This window comes from Pararhodospirillum oryzae (genome assembly GCF_007992075.1).
Lineage (GTDB): Bacteria > Pseudomonadota > Alphaproteobacteria > Rhodospirillales > Rhodospirillaceae > Pararhodospirillum > Pararhodospirillum oryzae.
Window position 1 is genome coordinate 1 of sequence record NZ_BJZO01000037.1, and the last position, 24269, is coordinate 24269.

The window sequence follows — 24269 nt, forward strand, 5'->3', positions numbered from 1 at the left end:
TGTGCCCAAAACGCGGGGGAGGGGTGACCTTCCCCCTTGTTTCAGTCCACTCAGGGGGTGAGTGTTTGAGCTGATATCATGGCGGTGGGTGTTCTGGCGACAGGGTGATGGCTGGAGGGAGCCGGAGGCGACCGGCGGACAGCACCCCGTCGCTTCGCGGCAAACGCGGCCGGGGTAAGGTATCCAAGGCTGCTGTGCGGGCGCTTCTCGTTGGAGTGGCACCGCCACCCTCTTGATGATCCGAGCCGAGGCCGTGGAAGGTCAAGAAAAAAGGAAAAAGATGCATGGTCGTATCGGCCGATAGCCCGCAAACGCGCCTCGCGACGCGTTTGTCGTTTCTAGTCGCTGGCTTTGGAATCGCCTGCTGGGCGCCCTTGGTTCCCTTTGCCAAAGACAGGATCGTTGTTGAAGATGGTGTCCTTGGGCTGTTGCTGCTGTGCCTTGGTGTCGGGTCTGTAATCGCTATGATTGCCACCGGAGCTCTTGCGGCTCGCTACGGAAGCAAACCGGTCATCCTTGTTGGTGGTTTCGGCTTGGCATTGATTCTTCCGACCTTGGCGGTGGTCAACACGGTCCCCTCCCTGGGACTGGCTTTAGTTGCCTTCGGTGCCGCGCTGGGATCAATTGACGTTGCAATGAATATCCACGCGGTCGAAGTCGAGCGTGCCGCATCGCAGCCGCTGATGTCGGGATTTCACGGCCTTTTCAGCGTTGGTGGATTCCTTGGATCGAGCTTGATGACTTTCCTGTTGTCGGTGGGGCTGCCACCATTCGATGCGACGCTGCTTTGCGCCTTGCCAATGCTTGCGGCGATGGGCCTTGCCTGGCCCCGGCTGCTCGCCGTCGTGAAGACGGAGGAAGGACCGATGTTTGCCGTTCCGCACGGGATCGTGCTGCTACTGGCAAGTCTCGCTGCGATCCTCTTTCTCGTCGAGGGTGCCATTCTTGATTGGGGGGCGCTGCTCATCCGCACGGAGAATCTGACGCCGCCAGCTCAAGCTGGAATTGGCTACATGCTGTTCTCAATCGCCATGACGACAGGCCGCCTATTGGGCGACAAGGTTGTCGCGAGGATCGGGGATGGCACCACGCTTCTGGGGGGAAGCCTCATTGCTATTAGTGGCTTCGCTCTGCTGCTGCTATCGCCCTTTGGCGTCGCCGCACTCTTCGGCTTCGTCATGATTGGTCTGGGTGCGTCCAATCTCGTCCCGGTTTTGTTCAGAGGCGCAGGAACTCAGAAAACAATGCCGGTCGGCCTCGCGGTCGCTGCGATCACCACAATGGGCTACGCTGGTATTCTCGTCGGCCCCGCCGGGGTTGGGTTCGTCGCACATATCGTCGGCCTGAAAACCGCGTTCTGGGTGCTTGCCGGATTGGTCGGTGTCGTGGCCTTGTGCGCACACCGCGCCACCTCCGCCAATGGCACAGCATATGACTAAACAACATTTTTCCTGAAGGGTCTTCGGATTTTCATACTGATCGGGGACAACGCTAGAGGCCAAGGATCACTCTCCGGTCGTTCCAACGAGGTACCCCCTTTGACCTTCTCCCCAAGATCCCGAGCCCGGGTCAAACGGATTGACGGCATTCCGGTTCCAGGGTACTCCTTAACGGATCAGGCTCGGTTGCCTTTTCCGTGGATCGCAAGGCATGCTTCGGCATCTGGTTTCTCTTCTTCTGATCGGCGTCATGGTTGCGGGGGTTCTGCACCCGGCGATGGCGGTTGGTCGTGTCGAGAGGGGCCTGGGTGTTGGGCAGGCGATGCATCATGCCGACCGCCATGGTGCGCCGGGCCTGTCCGCCCACATGGAGGGGCATGAAGGCATCGATTCCGTGTCCCGGTGCCCGGCGGGGCATGCGGATTGCCACCATGCCACCAGCGCCGATGCCATGGCCAAAGGGTGCGCGAGCCTGGCCGGGGGGTGCTTTCCACCCGCCGTCGAAGGGCCGGGCCCGGTGTTCCTCCCCCAACTGAGTCATGCTCCCTGGGTCCCCTGGGTTTCTCCCGCGCGGCATCTGACCGCCATTTCTCGCGATCCCGATATCCGTCCTCCCCGCGCCCTGTCCTGACCTTGCCTCGTCCGTGAAGGCTTGCCTTCGCGGTCCCTTGGTTTGCGTGCGGGAAGGACGATCGTGTCCAGAAAATCGCTATTGTTTGCCGCCACGGCCCTGGCCGTTGGCGTGGCGGGCGGTCTTGCCCTTGATCGGGTGAGCGGGCCGCTCCTCGCCCCCTCTGATGAGTCAGGCAAAGGGCGGAAAATCGCCTATTGGGTCGCCCCCATGGATCCCAACTACCGGCGGGACGCGCCGGGAAAGTCGCCCATGGGCATGGATCTGATCCCGGTCTACGAAGGAGAAACGCCGGGAGGCCCGGCCCCCGAAGGCGCCACCAACGACGCGGATGGGGTGCGGGTGTCTCCCGCGACCATGAACACCATCGGCGTGCGGGTCGGCGTCGCCCGTCTGGCGGAGATGGGGGCCGAGGTCCGCACCGTTGGCTCCGTCACCCAGGACGAGGACGCCACGTCCCACGTCCATGTGCGCGCCGAAGGGTGGATCGAGGATCTCCGTTTTCGGTCCCTGGGCGCGCAGGTCAGGAAGGGGGACGTGCTTTTCGCCTTCTTCTCCCGGGAACTGGCCGCCGCCTCCTGGGAATATGTCCGTGAGCTGCAACGGGGCGCTGATGCGATGACCTTCGGGGCCCGCGCGAAGCTGGAGGCCCTGGGCATCTCGGACGAACAGATCGACGAGATCCGAAAAAGCGGAAAACCCGCCAAGCTGATCAAGGTTCATGCTCCCCGGGACGGGGTCCTCGTCCAGTTGGGCGTGGGCGAGGGGATGTTCATCCGCCCCGACCAGACGATCATGACCCTGTCGGATCTGACCTCCATCTGGGTGATTGCCGACGTCGTCGAAAGCCAGATCGCCCGGGTCACGCCGGGCATGGAGGCGGAGGCGACCCTGGCTCACCTGCCGGGCAGGGTCTGGCGCGGCACGGTCGATTACATCTATCCCGAACTCGATCCCGCGACCCGGACGGCCCGGGTTCGCCTGCGTTTCGCCAATCCGGACCTGGCGCTGCGTCCGAACATGTTCGCCGATGTCACCTTGAAGGCTCCGCCCCGAACCAACGTCCTCACCGTTCCCACCGAAGCCGTGATCCGTGTCCAGGGGGGCGACCGCGTGGTGCTGGATTTGGGCGAAGGACGCTTCCGCTCCCGTCCCGTGACGGTTGGGGAGCGGTGGAACGGATTGACCGAAATTCGCGATGGGCTGGCGCAAGGGGACCGCATCGTCCTTTCCGGGCAGTTCCTGATCGATTCCGAAGCCAGTCTGCTTGCCGGATTGGCCCGCATGGAGGATCCCGCGCCGGAAGCCCGGCACCAGGACCATCCGGACCACGGCGCCCTGTCGGAGGTCATCGCCGAGACAAAAGCGACCCTCAACGCCATTGACCTTGAAAAGGGCGTGATCAACGTCAGCCATGAACCGATTCCGGTCCTTGGCTGGCCCGCCATGACCATGGATTTCAGCCTGTCCGATGGGGTCGACCGCGCCACCCTGCCGAAGGCGGGAAGCGCCATTACCCTGGGGATTGGCAAGGCCGCCGACGGTGGTTTCGTTGCCGTGCGGGTGACCTCCGGGCAGGGGGAGGGCGCCCGATGATCGCCGCCCTTATCCGCTGGTCCCTGGAGAATCGGTTCCTGGTGGTTGTCCTGACCGGCTTGCTGATCGTGGGCGGCGTCTGGGCCCTGCGCACCACCCCGGTGGACGCCCTGCCAGACCTGTCGGACGTCCAGGTCATTGTCCGCACCTCCTACCCCGGGCAGGCGCCCCAGGTGATCGAGGATCAGATAACCTATCCCCTGGCCACGGCCATGCTCTCCGTGCCCGGTGCCCGCACGGTGCGCGGCTATTCCATGTTTGGCGACAGCTACGTCTATATCCTCTTCGAGGACGGGACAGACCTTTATTGGGCCCGCTCCCGGGTTCTGGAATACCTCTCCCGGGTGGCGCCCCGCCTGCCCGCCGGGGTCAATCCGGCCCTGGGGCCCGACGCGACGGGGGTGGGCTGGGTCTACCAATACGCCCTGGTCGACCGCACGGGAAACCATGACCTCTCGCAACTGCGCTCGATCCAGGACTGGTTCTTGAAGTACGAGCTGCAAACCGTCCCAGGCGTGGCCGAGGTTGCGACCATTGGCGGCATGGTCAAGCAATATCAGGTGGTGGTGGATCCTCAACGGTTGCGGGCCTTCAACCTGCCCCTGTCCACGGTGACAAGCGCCATCAAAAAGGCCAACCAGGAAACCGGAGGCTCGGTCGTGGAGATCGCCGAGGCCGAATACATGGTCCGGGCCAGCGGGTACATCGACGAGGTTGCCGACCTGGAGGCGGTGCCCCTGCGGGCCAGCGCCGGGGGAACGCCTGTTTTGCTTTCCGACGTCGCCCAAATCCGCCTGGGGCCGGAACTGCGCCGGGGCCTGGGCGAACTGGACGGGGAGGGCGAAGCCGTTGGCGGCGTGATCATCATGCGCTGGGGTGAAAACGCCCTGACAACCATCGAGGCCGTGAAGGAGCGGCTTGATACCCTGCGCCAGGGTTTGCCCAAGGGGGTGGAGATCGTTCCCACCTACGACCGCTCGGGTCTGATCGAACGGGCCATCGACAACCTGACCCATAAGCTGGTCGAGGAAATGATCGTGGTCGTCCTGGTCTGCGCCGTTTTCCTTTTGCACCTGCGCTCCTCCCTGGTCGTGGTGCTTTTCCTGCCTTTGGGGATCCTGGCGGCTTTCATCGTCATGCGGCTCCAGGGCATCAACGCCAACATCATGTCCCTGGGCGGCATCGCCATCGCCATTGGCGCCATGGTCGATGCTGCCATCGTGATGATTGAAAACCTCCACCGCAAAATCGAGACCACGCCCCTGACCAGGGAAAACCGCTGGGCCGTGGTGGCCGAGGCGACACAGGAGGTGGGGCCGGCCCTGTTCTTTTCCCTGCTGATCATTACCGTCAGTTTCGTGCCGGTCTTCGCCCTGGAAGCCCAGGAAGGCCGCATGTTCAAGCCCCTGGCCTTCACCAAGACCTACGCCATGGGGGCGGCGTCGATCCTGTCGGTTACCCTGGTGCCCGTCTTGATGGGCTGGTTCATTCGCGGCAAGCACATCATTGCCGAATCCCGCAACCCGGTGAGCCGGTTCTTCATCTGGCTCTATCGCCCCCTGCTCACGGGGGTTTCGCGCCATCCCCTGGTGATGGTCGTTCTGGCCGGGGCCCTGACGGCGGGCAGTGTCTACCCTTTGTCCAAGCTGGGCTCGGAGTTCATGCCGGAGCTGGACGAGGGTGATTTATTGTACATGCCCAGCCTGTTCCCGGCCGTGTCCGTGGGCAAGGCCGGCGAAATCCTGCAACAGACCGACCGCTTGATCCGTACCCTGCCCGAGGTGGAAAGCGTTTACGGCAAGGTGGGCCGGGCCGAGACGGCCACGGATCCCGCTCCCCTGACCATGGTGGAAACCACCATCCGCCTGAAGCCCCGGGACCAGTGGCGCCCGGGCATGACCATGGCGGGGATCCGCGCGGAACTTGATCGCATCGTCCAGGTTCCGGGGGTGACCAACGTCTGGATCATGCCCATCAAGAACCGGTTGGACATGCTGGCCACGGGCGTGAAAACCCCCGTGGGGATCAAGGTTTCCGGTCCGGACCTGGTGGAAATCGGTCGCCTCGCGGCAGCCATCGAAGGCGCCATCAAGGGCGTGCCCGGCACCACTTCGGCCTACGCGGAACGGACGGTGGGCGGGCGTTATTTGCAGGTGGATATCAATCGCCTGGCCGCCGCCCGCCATGGCCTGTCCATCGCCGAGGTTCAGGACGTGATCCGCTCCGCCATTGGTGGGATCGAGGTGTCGGAAACCATCGAGGGGCTGGAGCGCTACCCCATCAATGTCCGCTACCCTTACGACGATCGCTCCAGTCCGGAAGCCATTCGCGACCTGCCCATGGTCACGCCCTCGGGCGCCCATATCACCCTGGGCGATGTGGCCTCCATCCGGGTGGAGGATGGCCCGGGCATGATCCGCTCGGAAAATGCCCGGCTTAACGGCTGGGTCTACGTGGACATCGCCGGGCGTGACCTGGGCGGTTACGTGGCCGAGGCCCGCCAGGTGGTGCGCGACGCGGTTCCCTTGCCTCCCGGGTACTCGGTGGCCTGGTCGGGCCAGTTTGAATTCCTCGAACGCGCCCAGGAGCGGCTGGGGATGATCGTCCCCGTGGTTGTGCTGCTGATCATCGTTCTTCTGTACATGGCCTTCCGGCGCGCCTTGGACGTGGTGACCATCGTGGGAACCCTGCCCGTGGCCTTGTCGGGCGGTGTCTGGCTGCTTTGGCTGCTGGACTTCGATCTCTCCGTGGCCGTGGTCGTCGGGTTCATTGCCCTGGCCGGGGTCGCCGTGGAAACGGCGATCCTCATGCAGGTTTACTTGAACATCGCGCTTGACAAACGCCGGGCCGTGGCCCGGGCCGAGGGGCGCCCGGTGACCATGGAGGATGTGCAAGCCGCCGTGACCGAGGGCGCCTTGCTTCGCTTGCGTCCCAAGCTCATGACCGTCGCGACGATTTTCGCGGGCCTGCTGCCCATCATGCATGGGGCGGGCACGGGATCGGATGTCATGCGCCGGATCGCCGCCCCCATGGTCGGCGGCATGGCGACCGCTACCGTGCTGACCTTGTTCGTCATTCCGGCGGTTTTCATCCTGGTCAACAAGATCCGGGGGATCCGGGACCCCCGGGCTCCTTCGACCGCCTCTTCCTCGCCGGCCCCTTAGTGTCTGTCCGTTTCACGCTGGGCTTACCCGAAAGTTCATTCCTGGTTTTCGGGTTTCACTCTAATATAACGGGAAAACCACCCATGAAATCCGTTCTGATCGCCGCGACCTTCGTGATCGTTTCCGCCACCAGCGCCGTCGCCCAGATGTCCCACGACGGCAACCACGATGGCAACCATGATGGCGGCCACCATATGATGACCGCCTCCCCCGTGATCGAGGGTGTGGGGACCATCAACGCCGTGGACAGGGCAAAGCGTACCGTGAACGTCACCCACGACCCCATCGGGGCCTTGGGGTGGCCCGGCATGACCATGGACTTCACCGTGGCCGAAGGCGTGGACATGAGCACGCTGGCCGAGGGCGAGGCCATCGCGTTCTCCTTGTCCCGGGGAAACGATGGCATCTACAGGATTGACGCTCTCAAGGGGCGCTGATCCGGGACTGGCTGTTGGCCGCGGATGGGGGTGTCCGTCGCTTGTTTCCGGGCGACGGATGCCCCCGAACCGGTGTCTTTTCGCTTCAGGGCAAGGCGGGGGAGAGGAGGGAGCCTCCCGCGCCCCATGGGCATGGGGCGTGCGCGGTCGGGGCGTGGGCGGGCAAGCGGGGATCAGGGCTTGCGCGGCGTGCGGCGGGTGAGGGCGTCGGCCCACGGATCGGGCAGGGCGGCCACCAGGCGGGCCACCCAGACGAGTGGTCCGGGAAAGGCGATGCGGCCCCGGTCGGCGGCCAGGGCGCGGCGGATGAGGGCGGCGGCCGGGTCCGGGTCCATCAGGAAGGGCATGGGGAAGGGATTGACAGCGGTCATGGGGGTGCGCACGAAGCCCGGGCAGATGACCGAAACCCCCACGCCATCGGCGGCCAGCAAGCCGCGCAACCCTTCGCCCCATACCCGCACCGCCGCCTTGCTCGCGCAGTAGGCGGGAGCGCCGGGAAAACCGCGAAAGCCGGCCAGCGAGGCCATGAGGGCAATCTGGCCGGCCTTGCGGGCCTGGAAGCGGGGGATGAGGGGCATCACGGTGTTCAAAACGCCGTCCAGATTGGTGGTGAACATCCGGCGGGTGTGGTCCTCGGTTTCGGTGCCGCCCGCCGTCCCTCCCGAAATGCCGGCGTTGGCGATGACCAGGTCCAGGGGCTGGCGGGTGTCGGCGTGCGTGACCCACGCGGCCATGGCGTCGCGCTGGCCCACGTCGATGATCCCGGTTTCCACGTCCGCCCCTTGCGCGCGGCAGGCGTCGGCGACCCGGGCCAGCGGATCGTCCCGGCGCGCGCCCAGGACCAGACGCTGGCCCGGCGCGGCGTAGGCCCGGGCCAGGGCCGCCCCCAGGCCGGACGATGCCCCGGTGATCAGAATCGAACACGCGGGGCGGATGGGGCGGGCCATGGGCGGGTCCTCAGGCGGAAAGCAGCGCGGCGGTCACGGTGTTCAAAAGCAGCACACCGGTTTCGGTGACCGCGAGGCCATCGCCACGGGCGACAACCAGCCCCTCGTCGGCGGCCAGGGCCAGTCCGTCGGGATCAATCACATCCTCGAAGCCCAGGCCGGTCAAACGGCGCAGGCGGCTTTCCGAGATGCCCTCGGCCAGACGCAGGCCGGTCATGACCATTTCCCGCGCCCGATCCTCGATGGTCAGCGCCGTGGCCTCGGCCAGGCCGCCCGCGCCCGAGGTCACGGCGGCCAGCCACTGCTCGGGGTCGGCGTGGGCCACGGTGGCCAGGGGGCCGGCGGGGGCACTGAGGCGGCCATGGGCGCCGGGGCCCAGGCCCAGGTAATCGCCGCCCCGCCACGTCACCATGTTGTGGCGGCAGGCGTGGTCCGGGCGCGCGTGGTTGGACACCTCGTAGGCTGGCAACCCGCCCTCGGCCAGCATCTGGCGGGTGATCAGGAAAAGGTCGGTGGCGGTGTCCTCGTCGGGCAGATCGAGTTCGCCGCGCACGATGCGCCGGAACAAGGGCGTGCCGGGCTCGACGGTTAGTTGATAAAGCGAAAGATGGCTGGGTTTCAGCGCCAGCACCCGCTTCAGTTCCTCGGCCCAGCTTTCCACGCTTTGGCCGGGGCGGGCATAAATCAGGTCGAGGGAAACCCGGTCAAACAACGAGGTGGCGGTTTCCAGGGCGTTCAGGCTGTCTTGCACCGTGTGACAGCGCCCGAGCGCGACCAGCGCTTCGTCGTCGAGGGATTGCACCCCCACCGACAGCCGCGACACCCCGGCATCGCGCAGCGCGGCCAGGCGGGCGGGATCGATCGAGGCCGGGTTGGCCTCCAGGGTCACTTCCAGATCGGGGGCGGCCGGCCACAGCGCGCGCGCGTGCTCGATGACGCACGCGACCGTTTCGGGCTCCATGAGCGAGGGCGTGCCGCCTCCGAAAAACAGGCTGGTCAGCGGGCGGGGCCGGTCGTCCAGGCGGGCGGCCTGGGCGTCCATTTCGGCGATCAGGGCCCGGCGCCAGGGGGCTTGATCGGTCGGGTTGCCGGGCCGGCTGTTGAAGTCGCAATAAGGACACTTCGACAGGCAAAACGGCCAGTGCACATAAACCCCGAACCCCTCGTCGCCGGGGGTGGAGTCCTGCGGCGACGCGGGAGGAGTGGCGGGGCGGGGCGAGGCGGCGGTGTGGGTCATGAGTCCCCCTTCAGGCAGGCGTTCGTCAGGAGGCGGAACGCGGCGGCCCGATGGCTGATCGCGTGCTTGGCGTCCGGGTCCATTTCGCCAAAGGTAAGGTCGTGACCGGCGGCGACAAAGAGGGGATCGTAGCCAAACCCTCGCGATCCCCGGGGCGGCCAGACCAAGGTCCCCTCGACCGTGCCTTCAAAGATCTCGACGTGATCGTCGGGCCACGCCAGGGCCAGGGCGCACACGAAGGCGGCGCGCCGGTCGGGAGCGTGGCCCAGGGCCTCGTTCACCTTGGTCATGGCCAAGGTGAAATCCCGCTCCGGTCCCGCCCAGCGGGCCGAGTACAGGCCGGGCGCTCCCCCCAACGCCACCACCGCCAGCCCCGAGTCGTCGGCAAGCGCGGGCAGGTTGGCGGCATGGGCGGCGGCGCGGGCCTTGAGGGCGGCGTTTTCGGCGAAGGTGGTGCCGGTTTCCTCGGGCTCGGGCAGGCCGAGATCGGCGGCGGCGCGCACCTCAAGGCCGAAGGGGCGCACCAGATCGGCGATTTCGCGCACCTTGCCCGCGTTGTGGCTGGCGACCACCAACGGCCCCGTGCTCAGGCGCCGGGCCATCAGGGAGTCTCCCCCAGGCCCAGCGCTTCCTTCTGGGCGGCGATCAGCTGGGTGATTCCGTGCTGCGCCAGCCCGAGCAGGGCCTGGAACTGATCGGTCGAAAAGGGGGTGGTTTCGGCGGTGCCCTGAATTTCGACGATGCCGCCCCGGCCGGTGAGCACGAAGTTAGCGTCGGCCTGGGCCGCGCTGTCCTCGGCGTAGTCAAGATCGAGAACGGCGACGCCATCCACCAGGCCGCACGACACGGCGGCCACGTGGTCGGTGAGGGCCGAGCGCCCGGGCAGGGCCGAGCCGCGCACCCGGGCGATGGCCTGCTGCAACGCGATCCACGATCCGGTGATGGCGGCGGTGCGGGTGCCGCCATCGGCCTGCAACACGTCGCAGTCCAAGCGAATCTGCATTTCGCCCAAGGCCTTGAGGTCGGTCACGGCGCGCAGCGAGCGCCCGATCAGGCGCTGGATTTCCTGGGTGCGGCCGCTTTGGCGTCCGCGCGTGGCCTCGCGCTCGGTGCGGGTGTGGGTCGAGCGGGGCAGCATGCCGTACTCGGCGGTGATCCAGCCCTTGCCGCTGCCCCGCATCCACGAGGGCACGCGCTCCTCGACGGTGGCGGTGCACAGAACATGGGTGTCGCCGAAACAAGCCAGGCACGAGCCTTCGGCGTGGCGGGCGTACCCGGGCTCCAGACGGATGGGACGCAGGGAGTCGGGGGAACGACCGGAGGGTCTCATGGGGGGGTCCTTGCCGAATAAGGAATGCTAAGGTGGGCCCCTGGCTTTACCTCCCTCGGGCCGGCGGCTCAAGGTCTTCCACCGTCTGGCGGAAGGATCTTCGCCCAACCGGCCGGACTCCGGAGCCCGACACGGACTTTTTGCCGGGGCGCGCCCCCCTTTACCGGGGGCGCGGGGCGCCCTACCTTGTCGGGCGTCGCAACGGGATGGATCGGCCCCAAGCCACATAAGGAGACCCAGAGTCATGGCGCCGACGGGTCAGGAACCTGTCCTCAAGGAACTGGATGAACGCTCGCGTCAGATCTTCGGCCAGATCGTGGACACCTATGTCGAAACCGGGGAGCCGGTGGGCTCGCGCACCTTGTCGCGTCGCCTCGCCGTCTCGCTGTCGCCCGCGACCATTCGCAACGTGATGGCGGATCTGGAAGACCTGGGGCTGCTCTACAGCCCCCACACCTCGGCCGGCCGCCTGCCCACCGAGGCGGGCTTGCGTCTGTTCGTGTCGGGCCTGCTCGAACTGGGCGGCCTTGCGTCCGACGAATGCGAGCAGATCGAAACCCAGGTGCGGGCCTCGGGGCGCAGCCTCGACATGCTGCTGGGCGAGGCCACCACCTTGTTGTCGGGCCTGTCGCGCTGCGCCGGGCTGGTGCTGGCGCCCAAGGTGGAAGCCTCGCTCAAGCACATCGAGTTCGTGCCCCTGGGGCCGGGGCGGGCCCTGGTGGTGATGGTGACCGAGAACGGTCTGGTCGAAAACCGCATCGTGGAGGTGCCGCAGGGCGTGCCTCCCAGCGCGCTGGCCGAGGCCACCAACTACCTGAACGCGCGCCTGGCCGGGCGCACGCTCGACGAAGCCCGCTCGGGCATCCAAGAGGAGCTGGAGCAGCACCGGACCCGCCTCGACGAACTGGCGGCCCGGGTGGTCGAGGCGGGGCTGGCCACCTGGTCGGGGGGCGAGCGGCACGGCGAACTGATCGTGCGCGGTCAAAGCCACCTGCTGGCCGATGTCACCGCGCTTGACGACCTGGAGCGCATCCGGGGTCTGTTCGAGGCCCTGGAAACCCGCGAGCAGGTGTTGCGCATTCTCGACCTGGTCAACAATGCCGAGGGTGTCCAGATTTTCATCGGCGCCGAGAACGCATTGTTTTCCGTATCGGGCTGCTCCATGATCGTTGCCCCTTACCAGAATAGCCGCGACGAGATCGTGGGCGCCATTGGCGTCATCGGTCCGACGCGGATCAACTACCGGCGGATTATTCCGCTGGTTGACTACACCTCAAAGGTTATCAGCCGGCTGGTCGGATAAAACGGCCCGCCGCTGTTTGCCTTGTTCAACACGTAAAAGGACGGAAGACGGAACGCGCCATGCAGCAGGAGAACGAAAGACCCGACGCCCCCTCGTCCCAGGCGCCTGGGACCGGCGAGGAGACCCCGGTGGCCGCCGCGACGGCCGGGGATCCGGGCGGCGAGGCTCTCGACGCGCCCGAGACGGCCGGGGACGCGGCCGACGAGACCGCCCGCCGCCTGGAGGCCCTGAGCGCCGAGAACCGCAAGCTCAAGGAAGACTACCTGCGCGCCCTCGCCGAGGCCGAAAACGCCCGGCGCATGGCCGACAAGCGCATCGAGGACAACAACAAGTACGCGCTGCAAGGCTTCGCCCGGGCCCTTCTGGGGGTGGCCGACAACCTGAGCCGCGCCCTGATGGCCGCGCCTGAAACCACGCGCCAGGAAAACGAAACCCTGCGCACCCTGGCCGTGGGCGTTGAAATGACCGCCCGCGAGCTGGAGGCGGTGTTGACCAAGCACGCCGTGCGCCGGGTCGAGGCCTTGAACCAGCCCTTCGACCCCAACTTGCACCAGGCCGTCCAGGAACTGGAGGACGTGACCGTGCCCACCGGGACCGTGGTCCAGGTGTATCAGGACGGCTACGTGCTGAACGAGCGCCTGTTGCGTCCGGCCATGGTGGTGGTCTCGCGCGGTGGTCCCCGGCGCGAGGAAGTCTCGGCCAACGAGGCGGTGGACCGGACCATCTAGACTGAACCCCGAAAAGTGGGAACCGCTTTTCGGATAAGTCGAACGAACCAAGGATCGGTGACAGCCGTCCGCTTCTCCCGAAGCGGACGGTTTTTCAACGCCCCGGGGCCGGTTGGGGGCGGGTGAGGATCTCGCCCACGCCTTCCAGGGCGCCCTCGGCGATCGCCTCGGCCAAATGGCCCCAGGGGCGATCCAACAGGCCGGACGGCACGAAATTCTCCTGCCGCACCGAGCCGACGACCGCCCCCGAAACGGGGTCGGTGACTTCCCACACCAAGGTGACCTTGTCCTTGCCCCCGGCCACCGCCTGGGTGGTGACGTGGCCAATCAATCCGAACGTTGCCTCGCGGGGATCGGTGGTGATTTTGACCCCGGCAGTGTCCATCAGGGCGGCAAGGGCCGCGCTCAGGGCCTGGACGCCATCGCCCGGGGCCTCGGCAATCCGGGGGGTAAGCGCCGTCACCTTGGCGGCGGCCGCGGCGCGGGCCGCCTCCTGTTCCGCGTCCAGGGCGGTTTTGCGGGGCCGGGGCGGCGGCTTGGCCGGTGCCGGGGGATGGTCGTCGGCCGCCGACGGCGGCGGCGGGGCCTTGCGGCCCGGGGGCAGGGCGCCCGGCGGGGATGCTTCGCCGGGCGTTGTCGCGCGCGGGACCGGGGGAGCGTCGTCGTTGCCGACCAGGGCCGATTGCCAGCCCCCCAGCAGCGCGGACAAGGCGCCCACCACCGGACGGCCCAGGGCCTGGGCGGCCTCGGGGGCGGCGTGTTCCCAGGCGGACCCTTGAACGCGGGCGGTCTCGACGTTGGCGGCGACCAGGGCGCCATCGGCGTCGGTCAGGCGCCAGGTAATCTCGAAGGCCAAGGTACCGGGCGCGTCGTCCGGGGCGGGAAGGTCGGTGACCGGACGCACTCCCAAGGTGAGGCGATGGCCCAGGGGGGCGTCGCCATTGGTGTCGGCCGGAATGCCCTGGGCTTGCAACTGCTCGGCGGTTTCCAGGGCCAGCAGACGGTTCCAGGGCACCGACAGGCCCAGGGCCGGCGCGATGCTGACCCCCGTTCCCGAGGGGAGCGCGACCAGGGGATTGGCGGCCTTGCCGCCCTCGGGCGCGATATGGTCGAAGGGGCGGGGCACGGTGCCACACCCCGCCAGGGTCAGGGCCAGCAGACCCGCCGCCCAGCGTGGCGTGCGTTGGGTCACGCCAACAGGCTTTGCCCCCCTCACGATGCCCTAGCGCTCCAGCACGATCACGGACAGCAGACGGCCGTAGGTGGGACGGCCTTGGTGGGTGGCGCGACGGTAGCTGAAGAAACGGCTTTCCTCGCGGAAGGTATCGCACGGCGTGGGCATGACCTCGGTCACGCCGACCCGCACCAGGCGCTTGGCGACATACCCCGGCAGGTCGAACAGATAGTGCCCTTCGCGCCGGGCAGAGGCAAAGAACATCTGGTTGCTTTCGTCCTCGGCCAGGAAGGGGGCGGGAAACTCGGGGCCCACTTCGTAGGACCGCTGGGCGATGCACGGCCCGATGCCCACCAGGATATCCCGCCGGTGCGCCCCCAGGGCTTCCATGGCCGTGACCGTGTTGTCGAGCACGCCGCCCAGGGCGCCGCGCCATCCGGCATGGGCCGCCGCGACCACCCGCGCCTTGGGATCGGCCATCAACACCGGGGCGCAGTCGGCGGTCAACACGCCCAGAACCAGGCGCGGCGTGGCCGTGACCAGGGCATCGGCCACCGGCGGCGGCTCGGCGCCCCAGGGTTGGGTGACGCTGACCACCTGATCCGTGTGGCGCTGGGTCACGGTGACCAGCGCTTCGGGCGGCATTTCGATTTCCGCCAGGGCGCGTTCGCGGTTGCGCCGCACGTTTTCGTCGGCGTCACCCGCGCCAAAGCCACAGTTAAGGGACGCGAAGTCTCCGGTGGAAACTCCCCGACTGCGCGTGAAAAAGCCATGACGAATATTGGTCAGGGCGTTGAGTGAGGACACGGTGATCATCGAGCGATGTTTCCCTGAGGCCCCAGCCCGACCAGTAGAATTGATGCGGCGGGACAACGTGATGCCGTAAGCCCCCTTGAGGACTAAGATCATTCATGCCTCAAGCCGATCGGGGCGTCAATGCCGGATAGACCGGATATCGACAAAAGACCGCATTGAAGGTCTTGCTCACGGCGGACGGGAACTGTCCCGTCCCTGTCACCATGCAACGAGGATTAGAAACCGGCCAGCCGGGGCAAGGAAAGCGCGGCTAATCCCATGACCTTGAAGTGGGTGCCCATGGCGGCCGGGTCAACCAGGCGCTGGACTGCCGTGGCAAGATCGCGTGCCTGTCGCGCGGTTGCCCCCGCCATCAGGGCGCTGGCGCGCTCGCGCAAGCCAAGCTGGCACAAAAACACCCCCTGGGCCACCACGCCGTCCACCCGCGCCCCCGCCGCCCGGGCGGTGGTGGCCAGGGCCTGGAAATCCACGTGGGCGGTCAGGTCAACCCGTCCGGGCTGGTCCAGCACCGGCACGAAGGCATGGCCGGCCATGGCCTGCACGGTGTCGCCGGGTCCGCTGGCGGCCGGCCCGTAATCCAGGAACAAGGCGGCGCCGGTGTCGGCGGCCAGCCGTCGCGCCACCTGATCGACAAAGGCATGGGCCTGCGGGCAGACCTCGACCACCGCCCCGGGGCGGGCCGCGCGGTGGGCGGGCTGCAACAAGGGGGGCGCCTCGGCCAGCACGGGGCCGTCCACGAACACCAGGGGCGTGGGAGAGCCGGCCGGGCCCGGGGCAACCCGGCGTTCGTGCCAGCCGGTGCCGTCGGCGGCGCGCCGGTACTGACGGACGGGCAAGGCGTCCAGGAACTCGTTGGCCAGCACGATCAGGGGGCCGGCGGGCACGTCGTCGAGGCGGTCGTGCCAGGAAACGGGGACACCACAAGAGGCCAGCGCGGTCTGTTGCAAGGCGCGCAGGCCGGGGCTGGTTTCGATCAGGTGAACGCGCAGCGCGGCGCGAAAGGCGGGCACCGGGGCCAGGGCGCGCAGGGCGTCGGCCATCAAGGTGCCCCGGCCGGGGCCGGCCTCGACCAGATGCACGCAAGGCGGCTGGCCCATGCCCATCCAGGTCACGGCCGCCCACAGGCCCAGCAGCTCGCCCACCATCTGCGAGACCTCGGGGGCGGTGATGAAATCCCCCTGGGCGCCAATCGCCGTGCCCTGGCCGTAATAGGCTTCCAGGCACAGGCCCATCCAGGTTTCCACGTCCAAGGTGCCCTCGACCTGCAAACGCGCGCGCAAGGCGTCCATCAGCGGGGGCGCGGCGTCGGCGGGGGGCAGGGGCGGATCAGAGGCAGCCAAGGATGGTTCCCTTCGGCGCCGGAAGCGGACGCGCGCCCATCAGGGCTTGGGCGCGGGAGCGGAAGAGGGCTCGACCCGGGGGCGGCGCAAGGCCCAGGCCAGAATCAGGGCACCGACCGCGATCATGGGGACCGACAGCACCTGTCCCATGGTCACGCCAAGGGTCAGGAACCCGATCTGGGCGTCGGGTTCGCGGAAAAACTCGGCCGTGGTGCGGGCCACCCCGTAGCCCAGCAGGAACACCCCGATCAGGGCCCCCGGGCGCGCGGACAGGCGGGTGAAGCGCCACAGAACGGCCAGGAGGGCGAACAAGACAAGACCCTCCAGCCCGGCCTCGTACAACTGGCTGGGATGGCGGGGCAGGGGCCCGCCCCGGGGGAAGACCATGGCCCAGGGCACATCCGTGGCCACGCGGCCAAACAGCTCGCCGTTCACGAAATTGGCCAGACGGCCGAAGAACAGGCCGATCGGCGCGGCACTCGCGACCACGTCGCCCACCCGCAGCAAGGAAACCTGGCGCTGGCGGCAAAACAAGGTGACGGCGAGGCACACCCCCAGAAAGCCGCCGTGGAAACTCATCCCCCCATGCCACATCATGGGGATTTCCAAGGGGTTTTCGAGGAAGAAGGGGAGATTGTAAAATAAAACGTAGCCCAGGCGCCCGCCCAGGATGGTGCCCAGGATCGCCCAGACCAGCAGGTCGTCCACCTGGGCATCGGCGAGGAAGGGCGGCCTCGCGGCGCGGACCAGCGCCCGCACATACCACCATCCGCCCAGAAGGCCGGCGATGTAGGCCAGCGCGTACCAGCGGATGGGAAACGGGCCGATCTCGATCAGCACCGGGTCGATGGCGGGGAAGGGCAGGGCGAAGAGCATGGGCCGCGGTCCTTGGGGAAGGGTCCGGGGAAAGCAGGGCCGCCCTGCACCCGGTCCGGTCCGGCCAGGGGGCCGGGAGCCGGAGGGCCGCGCAGGCCCAAGGGCACGCAAGACGGCCGGAAGACCGCCCGGGAAGGCGGGGACGGGCCAGGGCGCCGTCCTCCGTCCCGGGGCGACGCCTTTAGCCGACGATTTCGGTTTCGGCGAAGAAGAACGCGATCTCGGTCGCGGCGTTTTCAGCCGAATCCGAACCGTGCACCGAGTTGGCCTCGATGGACTCGGCGAAATCCTTGCGGATGGTGCCTTCGTCGGCGTTGGCCGGGTTGGTGGCGCCCATGACTTCGCGATTGCGGGCCACGGCGTTCTCGCCTTCCAGAACCTGGGCGACAACCGGGCCCGAGGTCATGAAGTCGCACAGGCTGCCAAAGAAGCTGCGCTCCTTGTGGACTTCGTAAAAGCGCTCTGCCATCTCGCGGGTCAGACGCAGGCGCTTCTGGGCCACGATGCGCAGGCCAGCCTTCTCGAATCGGTCGTTGATGGCACCGGTGAGATTGCGGCGGGTGGCATCCGGCTTGATGATGGACAAGGTACGTTCGATCGCCATTTTGGTTTCCCTTGGCTATGGAGCCGCCCGGGGCGGGGGAGGGCCGGCCCCGGGGTGGGGCCGGCACGTGACGCGGGCGCTTTCTATCCCGAAGTGCCCGTGGGAGCAATCCCCGTCGGAGCGCGAGGCGTCCCCGGGTCGGGCGACATCCCCTTGCCGTCGTCGCGCAGCACGACGTAGACCGCCGGAATAACCAGCAGTGTCAACGCGGTGGACGACGCGAGCCCGAAGACCAGCGACAGGGCCAAGCCCTGGAAAATCGGGTCGCTGAGGATGAAGGCCCCCCCGATCATGGCCGCCGCCGCGGTCAGCACGATGGGCCGGATCCGCGTGGCCCCGGCTTCCAGCAGCGCGTCGCGCAAGGTGGGGGCGTGGGCGCGGGCGTGGTTGATGAAGTCCACCAGCAAGATTGAATTGCGCACGATGATCCCGGCCAAGGCGATGAACCCGATCATCGACGGGGCCGAGAACGGGGCGCCAAACAGCCAGTGCCCCAACACGATGCCAATCAGGGTCAAGGGCACGGGAACCAGGATCAGCAGCGGAATCTTGAAGCTGCGGAACTGCCCGACGACCAGCAGGTAAATGGCCAGCAAGGCCACCCCGAACGCCGCCCCCATGTCGCGGAAGGTCACGTAGGTGATCTCCCATTCCCCATCCCACAGCAAGGTCAGGCCGGATTCGTCGGGGGGCTGGCCGTGGTAGGCGATGCGCAGCGGCGGCTGGCCGTCGCCGGACTTGGCCAGCACGTCCTCGACCGCGAGCATGCCATACAACGGCGCCTCGAAGGCGCCGGCGAGGTCCGCCATGACCATTTCCACGAAATGGCCGTCGCGGCGGTAAATGACCCGCGAGGCCTCCTCCACGGTGGCGTTGACCACGTCGCCCAGCTCCACCACGCCGGAGGCCGAGGGCACGGGCGTGGCCATCAGCCGCTCGCCGGGGGTGAGGTCGGAAGGCGGCAGGCGCACGACGATTTCCACCGGTCGCGCCCCGTGGCCGCGATGGGAATAGCCCACCTTCACCCCCCCGATCAGGGCGGCCAGGGTATCATAAACCGCGTCTTCCTCGACCCCATGGAAGGCCAGCGCCTCGGAATCCAGGGACATCCGCAGGCGGGGCGCCGGCTGGCCGGCCATGTCGTCGATATCGACCAGGAAGGGCACGGCGTGGAACGCGGCCTTGACCCGCTCCATGGCGGCAAGACGGCTGGGGGCGTCGGGCCCGTAGACTTCCGCCAGCAAGGTGGAAATGACCGGCGGTCCCGGCGGCACCTCAACCACCTTCACGCTGGTGCCCGGCGGCACCGGCAGGTCGGCAAGGCGCTCGCGGGCGTCCAGGGCGATGGCATGACTGGAGCGCTCGCGGTCGTGACGGGGCAGCAGATTGACCTGGATGTCGCCTTGCTCCGGCTTTGCGCGCAAATAGTAATGGCGGACCAAGCCATTGAAGTTGAAGGGCGCGGCGGTGCCCGCGTAAAGCTGAAGGGTCGTCAGTTCCGGCAGGTCGGCCAGCCGCAGGGCCGCGTCTTGCAACACGCGCTCGGTCGCCTCCAGCGAGGCGCCCTCGGGCAGGTCGATGACCACCTGAAACTCGGATTTATTGTCGAAGGGCAGCAGCTTGACCGTGACATCGCGCGTGTAGAACAAAACGCACACGACCAGGGTCGCCACCCCGGTGACAAGCAGGAACGTCCACGCCCGGGCCTTGGTGGCCAGCACCGGCCGGGCCAGACAGCGGTAGAGGCGGCCCAGACGGCCCTCCTCGTGGGCGGGGGCGGCGTCCACGCCGGCCCGGGCGGCCTCGCGGGCGGCCTTGGGCCCGGCGATGCGCAGCAACAGCCATGGGGTGATGATCACGGCCACGAAGAAGCTGAACACCATGGCCGCCGAGGCATTGGCGGGAATCGGGCTCATGTAGGGGCCCATCAGGCCCGACACCGCCATCATCGGCAGCAGGGCGGCGACAATCGTCAAGGTGGCGACGATGGTGGGATTGCCGACCTCGGCCACGCCCTCGATCGCCTTGTCGATCAAGGATCGACCATCGCGCAGACCCCAGTGCCGAGCGATGTTCTCAACCACCACGATGGCGTCGTCGACCAGGATGCCAATGGAAAAGATCAGGGCAAACAGGCTGACCCGGTTCAAGGTGTAGCCCATCAGCCAGCTGGCGAACAAGGTGAGCAGGATGGTGGTGGGAATGACCAGGGCCACCACCAGGCCGTCGCGCCAGCCAATGGTCAAGGTGATGAGGGCGACGATCGACAAGGTGGCGAGGCCCAGGTGAAACAAAAGCTCGTTGGCCTTGTCGAGGGCGGTTTCGCCGTAATTACGGGTGATGTCCACATGCACGCCGGCGGGGATCAGGCGCCCTTGCAGCGAGGCAAGACGTTGCAAGACGCCCTCGGCGACCACCACGGCATTGGCGCCCTTGCGCTTGGCCAGCGCGATGGAGACGGCCGGGCGAACGTCCAGCCCCAGCTTTTCCGCCCCGGGGGGGACGGCGGGGGTGGCGGTCCAGGCCCGTTGCGTGGCCGGCGTGGTGCCCACCACCACGCTGGCCACGTCCTTGACGTACACCGGGCGGCCGTCGCGGGTGGTGATCAGCAACTGCCCGATGTCGGGCACGCCCACCAGGGTCTGGCCGGCGGCCACCGGCAGGTCGGTGTTGCCCGCGCGCAGATGCCCGACCAGGAACGAGCGGTTGGCCGCTTCCACCTTGTCGACCAGCTGGTTCAAGGTCACGCCCAGGGCGGAGAGGCGTTCGGGGTCGGGCTCCACCCGGATCTGGTCGGGATCGGCGCCGACCACGAAGGTGAGGCCCACGTTGTCGCTTTTGACCAGCTCGGGCAACAGGTCCTCGACCACGCCGGTGAGGGCGTTGTGGGTCCAGCGGTCGGCGGCCGGGCCCCGGCCGGAAAGGGTGAGGACGACAATCGGCACGTCGTTGATGCCGCGCCCGACGATCAGCGGCTCGGGAATGCCCAAGGGCAGGCGGTCGAAGTTGGCGCGAATGGTTTCATGAACGCGCAGCATCGCCACGTCCTCGTCGGTGCCCACCTCGAAGCGGGCGGTGACGAGGACCGAATCGTCAACGGTCTGGGAATAGACGTGCTCGACATCGTCGATCCCCTTGACGATGTCCTCCAAGGGCTTGGTGACCAGCTCGGTGGCGTCCACGGCCTTGAGGCCGTTGGCGCTGACCAGGATGTCGACCATCGGCACCGAGATCTGCGGCTCTTCCTCGCGTGGCAGGTTAAGAAGAGCCAGGAACCCCACGGCCAGCGCCGCCAGAAGCAAAAGCGGCGTGAGCGGCGAGGTCAGGAAGGCCCGCGTGATCGCGCCCGAAAGGCCCAGCTTCATGATCCGGCCTCCGGGGTGGGAGGCGCGATCACGCGATCGCCATCTTGAAGGCCCGAGAGAACCTCGACCATCCCGTCTTGACGCTGGCCGGTCTGCACCACCACCTGGGCGCCGTTTTCCAAGGTGGCGTAGGTCAGTCCGAAGCGATGGTGAAGAAAGGAAACAGGCACCCGCATCACCCGGCGCTCGCCGGTGGAAACGTAAACCAACGCGCGCTCTCCCACGAAATAGTCGCCCAGGTTGTCAACGGCCACGTCGGCGATGACGCGCCCGTCGTGGAGCCGGGGATAGACCTGAACCACGCGCCCGGTGCCAAAGGCGCCGCTGGCCCGGGGGTCGAGGCCGCGCGGCCCCACCTGGACCGTGTCACCCACGCGCAGGAAGCGGGCGTGACGTTCGGGCAGGCGCATGCGCAGCAAGAAGGTGTCGCTGGCGATGGTGGCCAGGGTTTCGCCGGGCAGCACCACGGCGCCATCGGTCACCGCCACGTCGAGGACCCGCCCGGCGGCGGGCGCCAGCACGGCGCCTTCCTCGATCTGGCGGGCCAGCACGTCGCGTTCCTTGCCGGCCGCCTCCAGGGTTTGGGTCAGCATGCGGGTGCGGGTGCGGGCCTCGTCCAGGCGTTGCTGGGGGGCGGCGCCCTGGGCGCGCAGGGCCTGGGCCCGGCCCTGGTCCAAGGTGGCCTGGGCCAGCTCGGCGGTCAGGGAGCGGACCCGCGCCTCGGCGGCCTCCATTTGCAATATTAACTTCTCGTCGGCGACCACCGCGAGTTTCTGACCCGCGCTCACCCGGTCGCCCTCGTCGACGGCCAGGGCGCCCACCGTGCCGCCGATGCGCGCGCGCGCTTGCAAGGTATCGGCGCTTTCAACCGTGGCAAACACCGCCTTGAGGTCGGGCCGGGGTTCCGCGTGAATGGTCAAAACGCCGCCGGGGCCGGAAGACGGGGGGGGATCGCCGGCCACGGCGGGCCCTGCCGCGAGGGCGGCAAGCCCGATGCAAAGGCCAGGCAAGATCCCCAGGATTCGCCAGGAGGGAAGCCGTCGCGGGGAGACCCCCGGGCATCGGCAGGGGGGTTGGGGGGGGGGTGTCAACGACCGTCTCCTCACCGCCTTCTCCTTATATTCTCACGCAGTGTTCATAAGGGGCTTGTTTTTCCCGTACAAGGGGAAGCGGGCAAGAGAGCAAGCGTCGCCCGCCGGCAGGGTAGCGCCGCCCCGGTATATTAGCAAATGCAGATCTTCGGTGAAATCGTGTTTGAAAAACCGTTCCGGTCTTGAAACTGGCGGGCCACCGGCGCACCTTACGTTGCCGGAGCACAACGCACCTGCATGGTTCATGCCAGGGCGTGACGTGTCCGCAAGGGCAGGCCGGGGTTGGAGCGGGCAAACGGATGGCTTGCATCATCAAGCCGGTACCAGCCAACCGTTTGTCTGGGGTCGCACGCAGACCGGAGGTCCGGCGAGACCGGCCGAGTTAACACTCTCTTCACCCCGATCGCCGTACTGTCGCAAGGAAAGATCTTGCGCATGGCGTTGTTCTTTGGCGGGATAAGGGGGCCTTGGCTTTCGAGGTTCGTCAAGGTGCGGGGTCGAGCTCCCAGGCAGGGATGAATACTGTGAACAATTTCGTCCAAACTTTGCGCAGTCTTGGACCGGTGCGTCTGGCGGCGCTGGCCGGCGTGGGCGTTGCGCTGATCGGATTTATAATTTATTTCGCCTCGCGGATGACCTCGACCCAAATGGATCTCCTGTACGGGGATTTGGCCCCGGGCGATGCCAAGGCGATTATTACCCAGTTGGAAGACAAGAATATCCCCTACCAGATGGCTGACGGGGGAAAATCAGTTTTGGTTCCTTCCGATCAGGTTCTCAAGTTGCGGGTTCAGATGGCCGAAATGGCCCTGCCCACGGGGGCCACGGTCGGTTACGAGCTGTTCGACAACACGAGCGCCCTGGGATCGACCCAGTTCACCCAGAACATCAACCTGGTGCGGGCCCTTGAAGGCGAGCTGGCCCGGACCATCCGCTCGATTCAGGGGGTGGACGGGGCCCGGGTGCATCTGGTGCTGCCCAAGCGCGAGCCCTTTACCCGCGAGGAAATCCAGCCCAGCGCCTCGGTGGTGGTCCACATGCGCGGCGGCCGGTTGCAGCCGGCGCAGGTTCTGGCCATCCAGAACCTGATCGCGGCCTCGGTGCCGTCGATGAAGGCGTCGCAGGTGGCGATCATCGACGAACGGGGCACGCTGCTGACGCGCGGCATGGACGACGAAGGAACCCTGCTGGCCCAGACCCAAGACGAAATGCGCAAGGCCGAGGAACGTCGACTCGCCAGCGCGATCGAGCAGCTCCTGGAACGCACCGTGGGCGTGGGCAAGGTGCGGGCCGAGGTCGTGGCCGAGATGGACTTCAACCGCGTGGTGACCAATCACGAATCGTATGATCCGGAAGGGCAGGTCGTGCGGTCGTCGACCACCATCGGCGAGGAAAACAACACCAGCGACACGGTTGAAAACGTTTCGGTTCAGCAGAACCTGCCCGCCGGGCAGTTCAGCGGCAACGGAGCGCCCACGTCGCGTTCCAGCGAGAAGCGCAACGAAGAGACCATCAATTACGAAATCACCCGCACGACCACCAACGAGATCAAGGAAGCGGGCAAGATCCATCGTCTGTCCGTGGCGGTGATGGTCGATGGCGTCGCCAACAAGGCCGCCGACGGCACCACGAGCTGGACGCCGCGCAGCGACGAGGAAATGAAAAAGATCACGGCGCTGGTGCGCTCGGCCATGGGGTTCGACGATACCCGGGGCGACCAGCTTGAAGTGGTCAACATGCAGTTCGTCGACATGGGCGACATGCTGGGCACCGACACCGAATGGAGCTTCATGGGCTTCACCAAGGCCGAGATCATGAAGATCGCCGAGGGGCTGGGCGTGGCCATCGTCGCCATTCTGGTCATCTTGCTGGTGGTCCGCCCGCTGGTGCAGCGTGCCTTCGAGAACCTGCCCGCCGGGGCCGATCAGGCCGGGGTGGGCCTGCTGACCGCCGAAATGCAAGGGGCCCCGCAGTTGACCGGTCCGGGCGGCATGCCCATCCCCGGAAGCATGCTGGGCGCCCCCGACGAGCTGGAGGACGCGGAAGAACTGATCGACATCGACAAGGTGGAAGGGCGCGTCAAGGCGTCGAGCTTGCGCAAGATCGGCGAAATCGTTGATAAACACCCCGAAGAAGCGTTGTCCATCATTCGCAACTGGTTGTACCAGGAAACCTGACCTCGCCTGCCGGT

The 24269-nt window shown here is 67.2% G+C and carries 19 protein-coding genes; 7 read left to right on the plus strand and 12 right to left on the minus strand.

Features of this window, described 5'->3' with window-relative positions:
• The first annotated feature begins 284 nt into the window (after positions 1 to 284).
• Complete coding sequence (locus tag ROR02_RS07915) at positions 285 to 1439, plus strand: MFS transporter (protein ID WP_147163485.1); 1155 nt, start codon at positions 285 to 287, stop codon at positions 1437 to 1439.
• A gap of 130 nt (positions 1440 to 1569) precedes the next feature.
• Here ROR02_RS07915 and ROR02_RS07920 read toward each other — a convergent pair whose 3' ends face one another.
• Positions 1570 to 1980: a hypothetical protein gene (locus ROR02_RS07920; RefSeq protein ID WP_147163486.1), complete on the minus strand. Its 411-nt coding sequence runs from the start codon at positions 1978 to 1980 to the stop codon at positions 1570 to 1572.
• Between the two features lie 153 nt (positions 1981 to 2133).
• Here ROR02_RS07920 and ROR02_RS07925 point away from each other — a divergent pair, with 153 nt between their 5' ends.
• The 3 genes from ROR02_RS07925 (at position 2134) to ROR02_RS07935 (ending at position 7267) form a co-directional block, all read left to right on the plus strand.
• The gene (locus ROR02_RS07925) at positions 2134 to 3666 is read left to right on the plus strand and encodes an efflux RND transporter periplasmic adaptor subunit (RefSeq protein WP_147163487.1); all 1533 of its coding nucleotides are present in this window, start codon (positions 2134 to 2136) and stop codon (positions 3664 to 3666) included.
• Positions 3663 to 6830 carry an efflux RND transporter permease subunit gene (locus ROR02_RS07930; protein ID WP_147163488.1) on the plus strand — a complete coding sequence of 1056 codons (3168 nt, stop codon included), beginning with the start codon at positions 3663 to 3665 and terminating at the stop codon, positions 6828 to 6830. The genes ROR02_RS07925 and ROR02_RS07930 overlap by 4 nt, the downstream gene beginning before the upstream one ends.
• Positions 6831 to 6913: 83 nt before the next feature.
• Positions 6914 to 7267 (plus strand): copper-binding protein, encoded by a 354-nt coding sequence (locus ROR02_RS07935; RefSeq protein WP_147163489.1) that lies wholly within the window; start codon positions 6914 to 6916, stop codon positions 7265 to 7267.
• A 173-nt stretch (positions 7268 to 7440) separates the two neighbouring features.
• Here the strand turns inward: ROR02_RS07935 and ROR02_RS07940 are convergent, their stop codons facing one another.
• From ROR02_RS07940 to rph, 4 genes are read right to left on the minus strand one after another with little or no spacing between them, the layout of a single operon-like run.
• Complete coding sequence (locus ROR02_RS07940) at positions 7441 to 8214, minus strand: SDR family NAD(P)-dependent oxidoreductase (RefSeq protein WP_147163490.1); 774 nt, start codon at positions 8212 to 8214, stop codon at positions 7441 to 7443.
• 10 nt (positions 8215 to 8224) lie between these two features.
• Positions 8225 to 9451: a radical SAM family heme chaperone HemW gene (gene hemW / locus ROR02_RS07945; RefSeq protein WP_147163491.1), complete on the minus strand. Its 1227-nt coding sequence runs from the start codon at positions 9449 to 9451 to the stop codon at positions 8225 to 8227.
• Positions 9448 to 10053 carry an RdgB/HAM1 family non-canonical purine NTP pyrophosphatase gene (gene rdgB / locus ROR02_RS07950; protein WP_147163492.1) on the minus strand — a complete coding sequence of 202 codons (606 nt, stop codon included), beginning with the start codon at positions 10051 to 10053 and terminating at the stop codon, positions 9448 to 9450. The genes hemW and rdgB overlap by 4 nt, the downstream gene beginning before the upstream one ends.
• Entirely contained in the window at positions 10053 to 10781 is a 729-nt protein-coding gene (gene rph / locus ROR02_RS07955) for a ribonuclease PH (protein ID WP_147163493.1), read from the minus strand. Before rph ends, rdgB begins: the two co-directional genes overlap by 1 nt.
• A gap of 244 nt (positions 10782 to 11025) precedes the next feature.
• On the opposite strand from rph, the gene hrcA reads away from it, so the two are divergent.
• Positions 11026 to 12084, plus strand: coding sequence for a heat-inducible transcriptional repressor HrcA (gene hrcA / locus ROR02_RS07960; RefSeq protein WP_147163494.1), 1059 nt, complete (start codon positions 11026 to 11028; stop codon positions 12082 to 12084).
• Positions 12085 to 12143: 59 nt separating this feature from the next.
• The gene (locus ROR02_RS07965; RefSeq protein ID WP_147163495.1) at positions 12144 to 12812 is read left to right on the plus strand and encodes a nucleotide exchange factor GrpE; all 669 of its coding nucleotides are present in this window, start codon (positions 12144 to 12146) and stop codon (positions 12810 to 12812) included.
• Positions 12813 to 12906: 94 nt separating this feature from the next.
• On the opposite strand, the gene ROR02_RS07970 is transcribed toward ROR02_RS07965, so the two are convergent.
• The 7 genes from ROR02_RS07970 to ROR02_RS08000 all read right to left on the minus strand — a co-directional run bounded on the left by ROR02_RS07970 (position 12907) and on the right by ROR02_RS08000 (position 21949).
• Entirely contained in the window at positions 12907 to 14004 is a 1098-nt protein-coding gene (locus ROR02_RS07970) for a hypothetical protein (RefSeq protein WP_246135464.1), read from the minus strand.
• Between the two features lie 30 nt (positions 14005 to 14034).
• Positions 14035 to 14802 carry a peptidoglycan editing factor PgeF gene (gene pgeF / locus ROR02_RS07975; protein WP_147163496.1) on the minus strand — a complete coding sequence of 256 codons (768 nt, stop codon included), beginning with the start codon at positions 14800 to 14802 and terminating at the stop codon, positions 14035 to 14037.
• A gap of 215 nt (positions 14803 to 15017) precedes the next feature.
• The gene (locus ROR02_RS07980; protein WP_246135461.1) at positions 15018 to 16142 is read right to left on the minus strand and encodes a class I SAM-dependent methyltransferase; all 1125 of its coding nucleotides are present in this window, start codon (positions 16140 to 16142) and stop codon (positions 15018 to 15020) included.
• A 39-nt stretch (positions 16143 to 16181) separates the two neighbouring features.
• Positions 16182 to 17018 carry a prolipoprotein diacylglyceryl transferase gene (gene lgt, locus ROR02_RS07985; RefSeq protein ID WP_147163497.1) on the minus strand — a complete coding sequence of 279 codons (837 nt, stop codon included), beginning with the start codon at positions 17016 to 17018 and terminating at the stop codon, positions 16182 to 16184.
• Positions 17019 to 17199: 181 nt separating this feature from the next.
• Positions 17200 to 17622, minus strand: a complete 423-nt coding sequence (ndk, locus tag ROR02_RS07990) for a nucleoside-diphosphate kinase (protein ID WP_147163498.1) — start codon at positions 17620 to 17622, stop codon at positions 17200 to 17202.
• Between the two features lie 83 nt (positions 17623 to 17705).
• Positions 17706 to 20987 (minus strand): efflux RND transporter permease subunit, encoded by a 3282-nt coding sequence (locus ROR02_RS07995; RefSeq protein WP_147163499.1) that lies wholly within the window; start codon positions 20985 to 20987, stop codon positions 17706 to 17708.
• The gene (locus ROR02_RS08000; RefSeq protein ID WP_246135462.1) at positions 20984 to 21949 is read right to left on the minus strand and encodes an efflux RND transporter periplasmic adaptor subunit; all 966 of its coding nucleotides are present in this window, start codon (positions 21947 to 21949) and stop codon (positions 20984 to 20986) included. The genes ROR02_RS07995 and ROR02_RS08000 overlap by 4 nt, the downstream gene beginning before the upstream one ends.
• A 644-nt stretch (positions 21950 to 22593) precedes the next feature.
• Here ROR02_RS08000 and fliF point away from each other — a divergent pair.
• Positions 22594 to 24255, plus strand: coding sequence for a flagellar basal-body MS-ring/collar protein FliF (gene fliF, locus ROR02_RS08005; RefSeq protein ID WP_174823020.1), 1662 nt, complete (start codon positions 22594 to 22596; stop codon positions 24253 to 24255).
• The last annotated feature ends 14 nt before the right edge of the window (positions 24256 to 24269 follow it).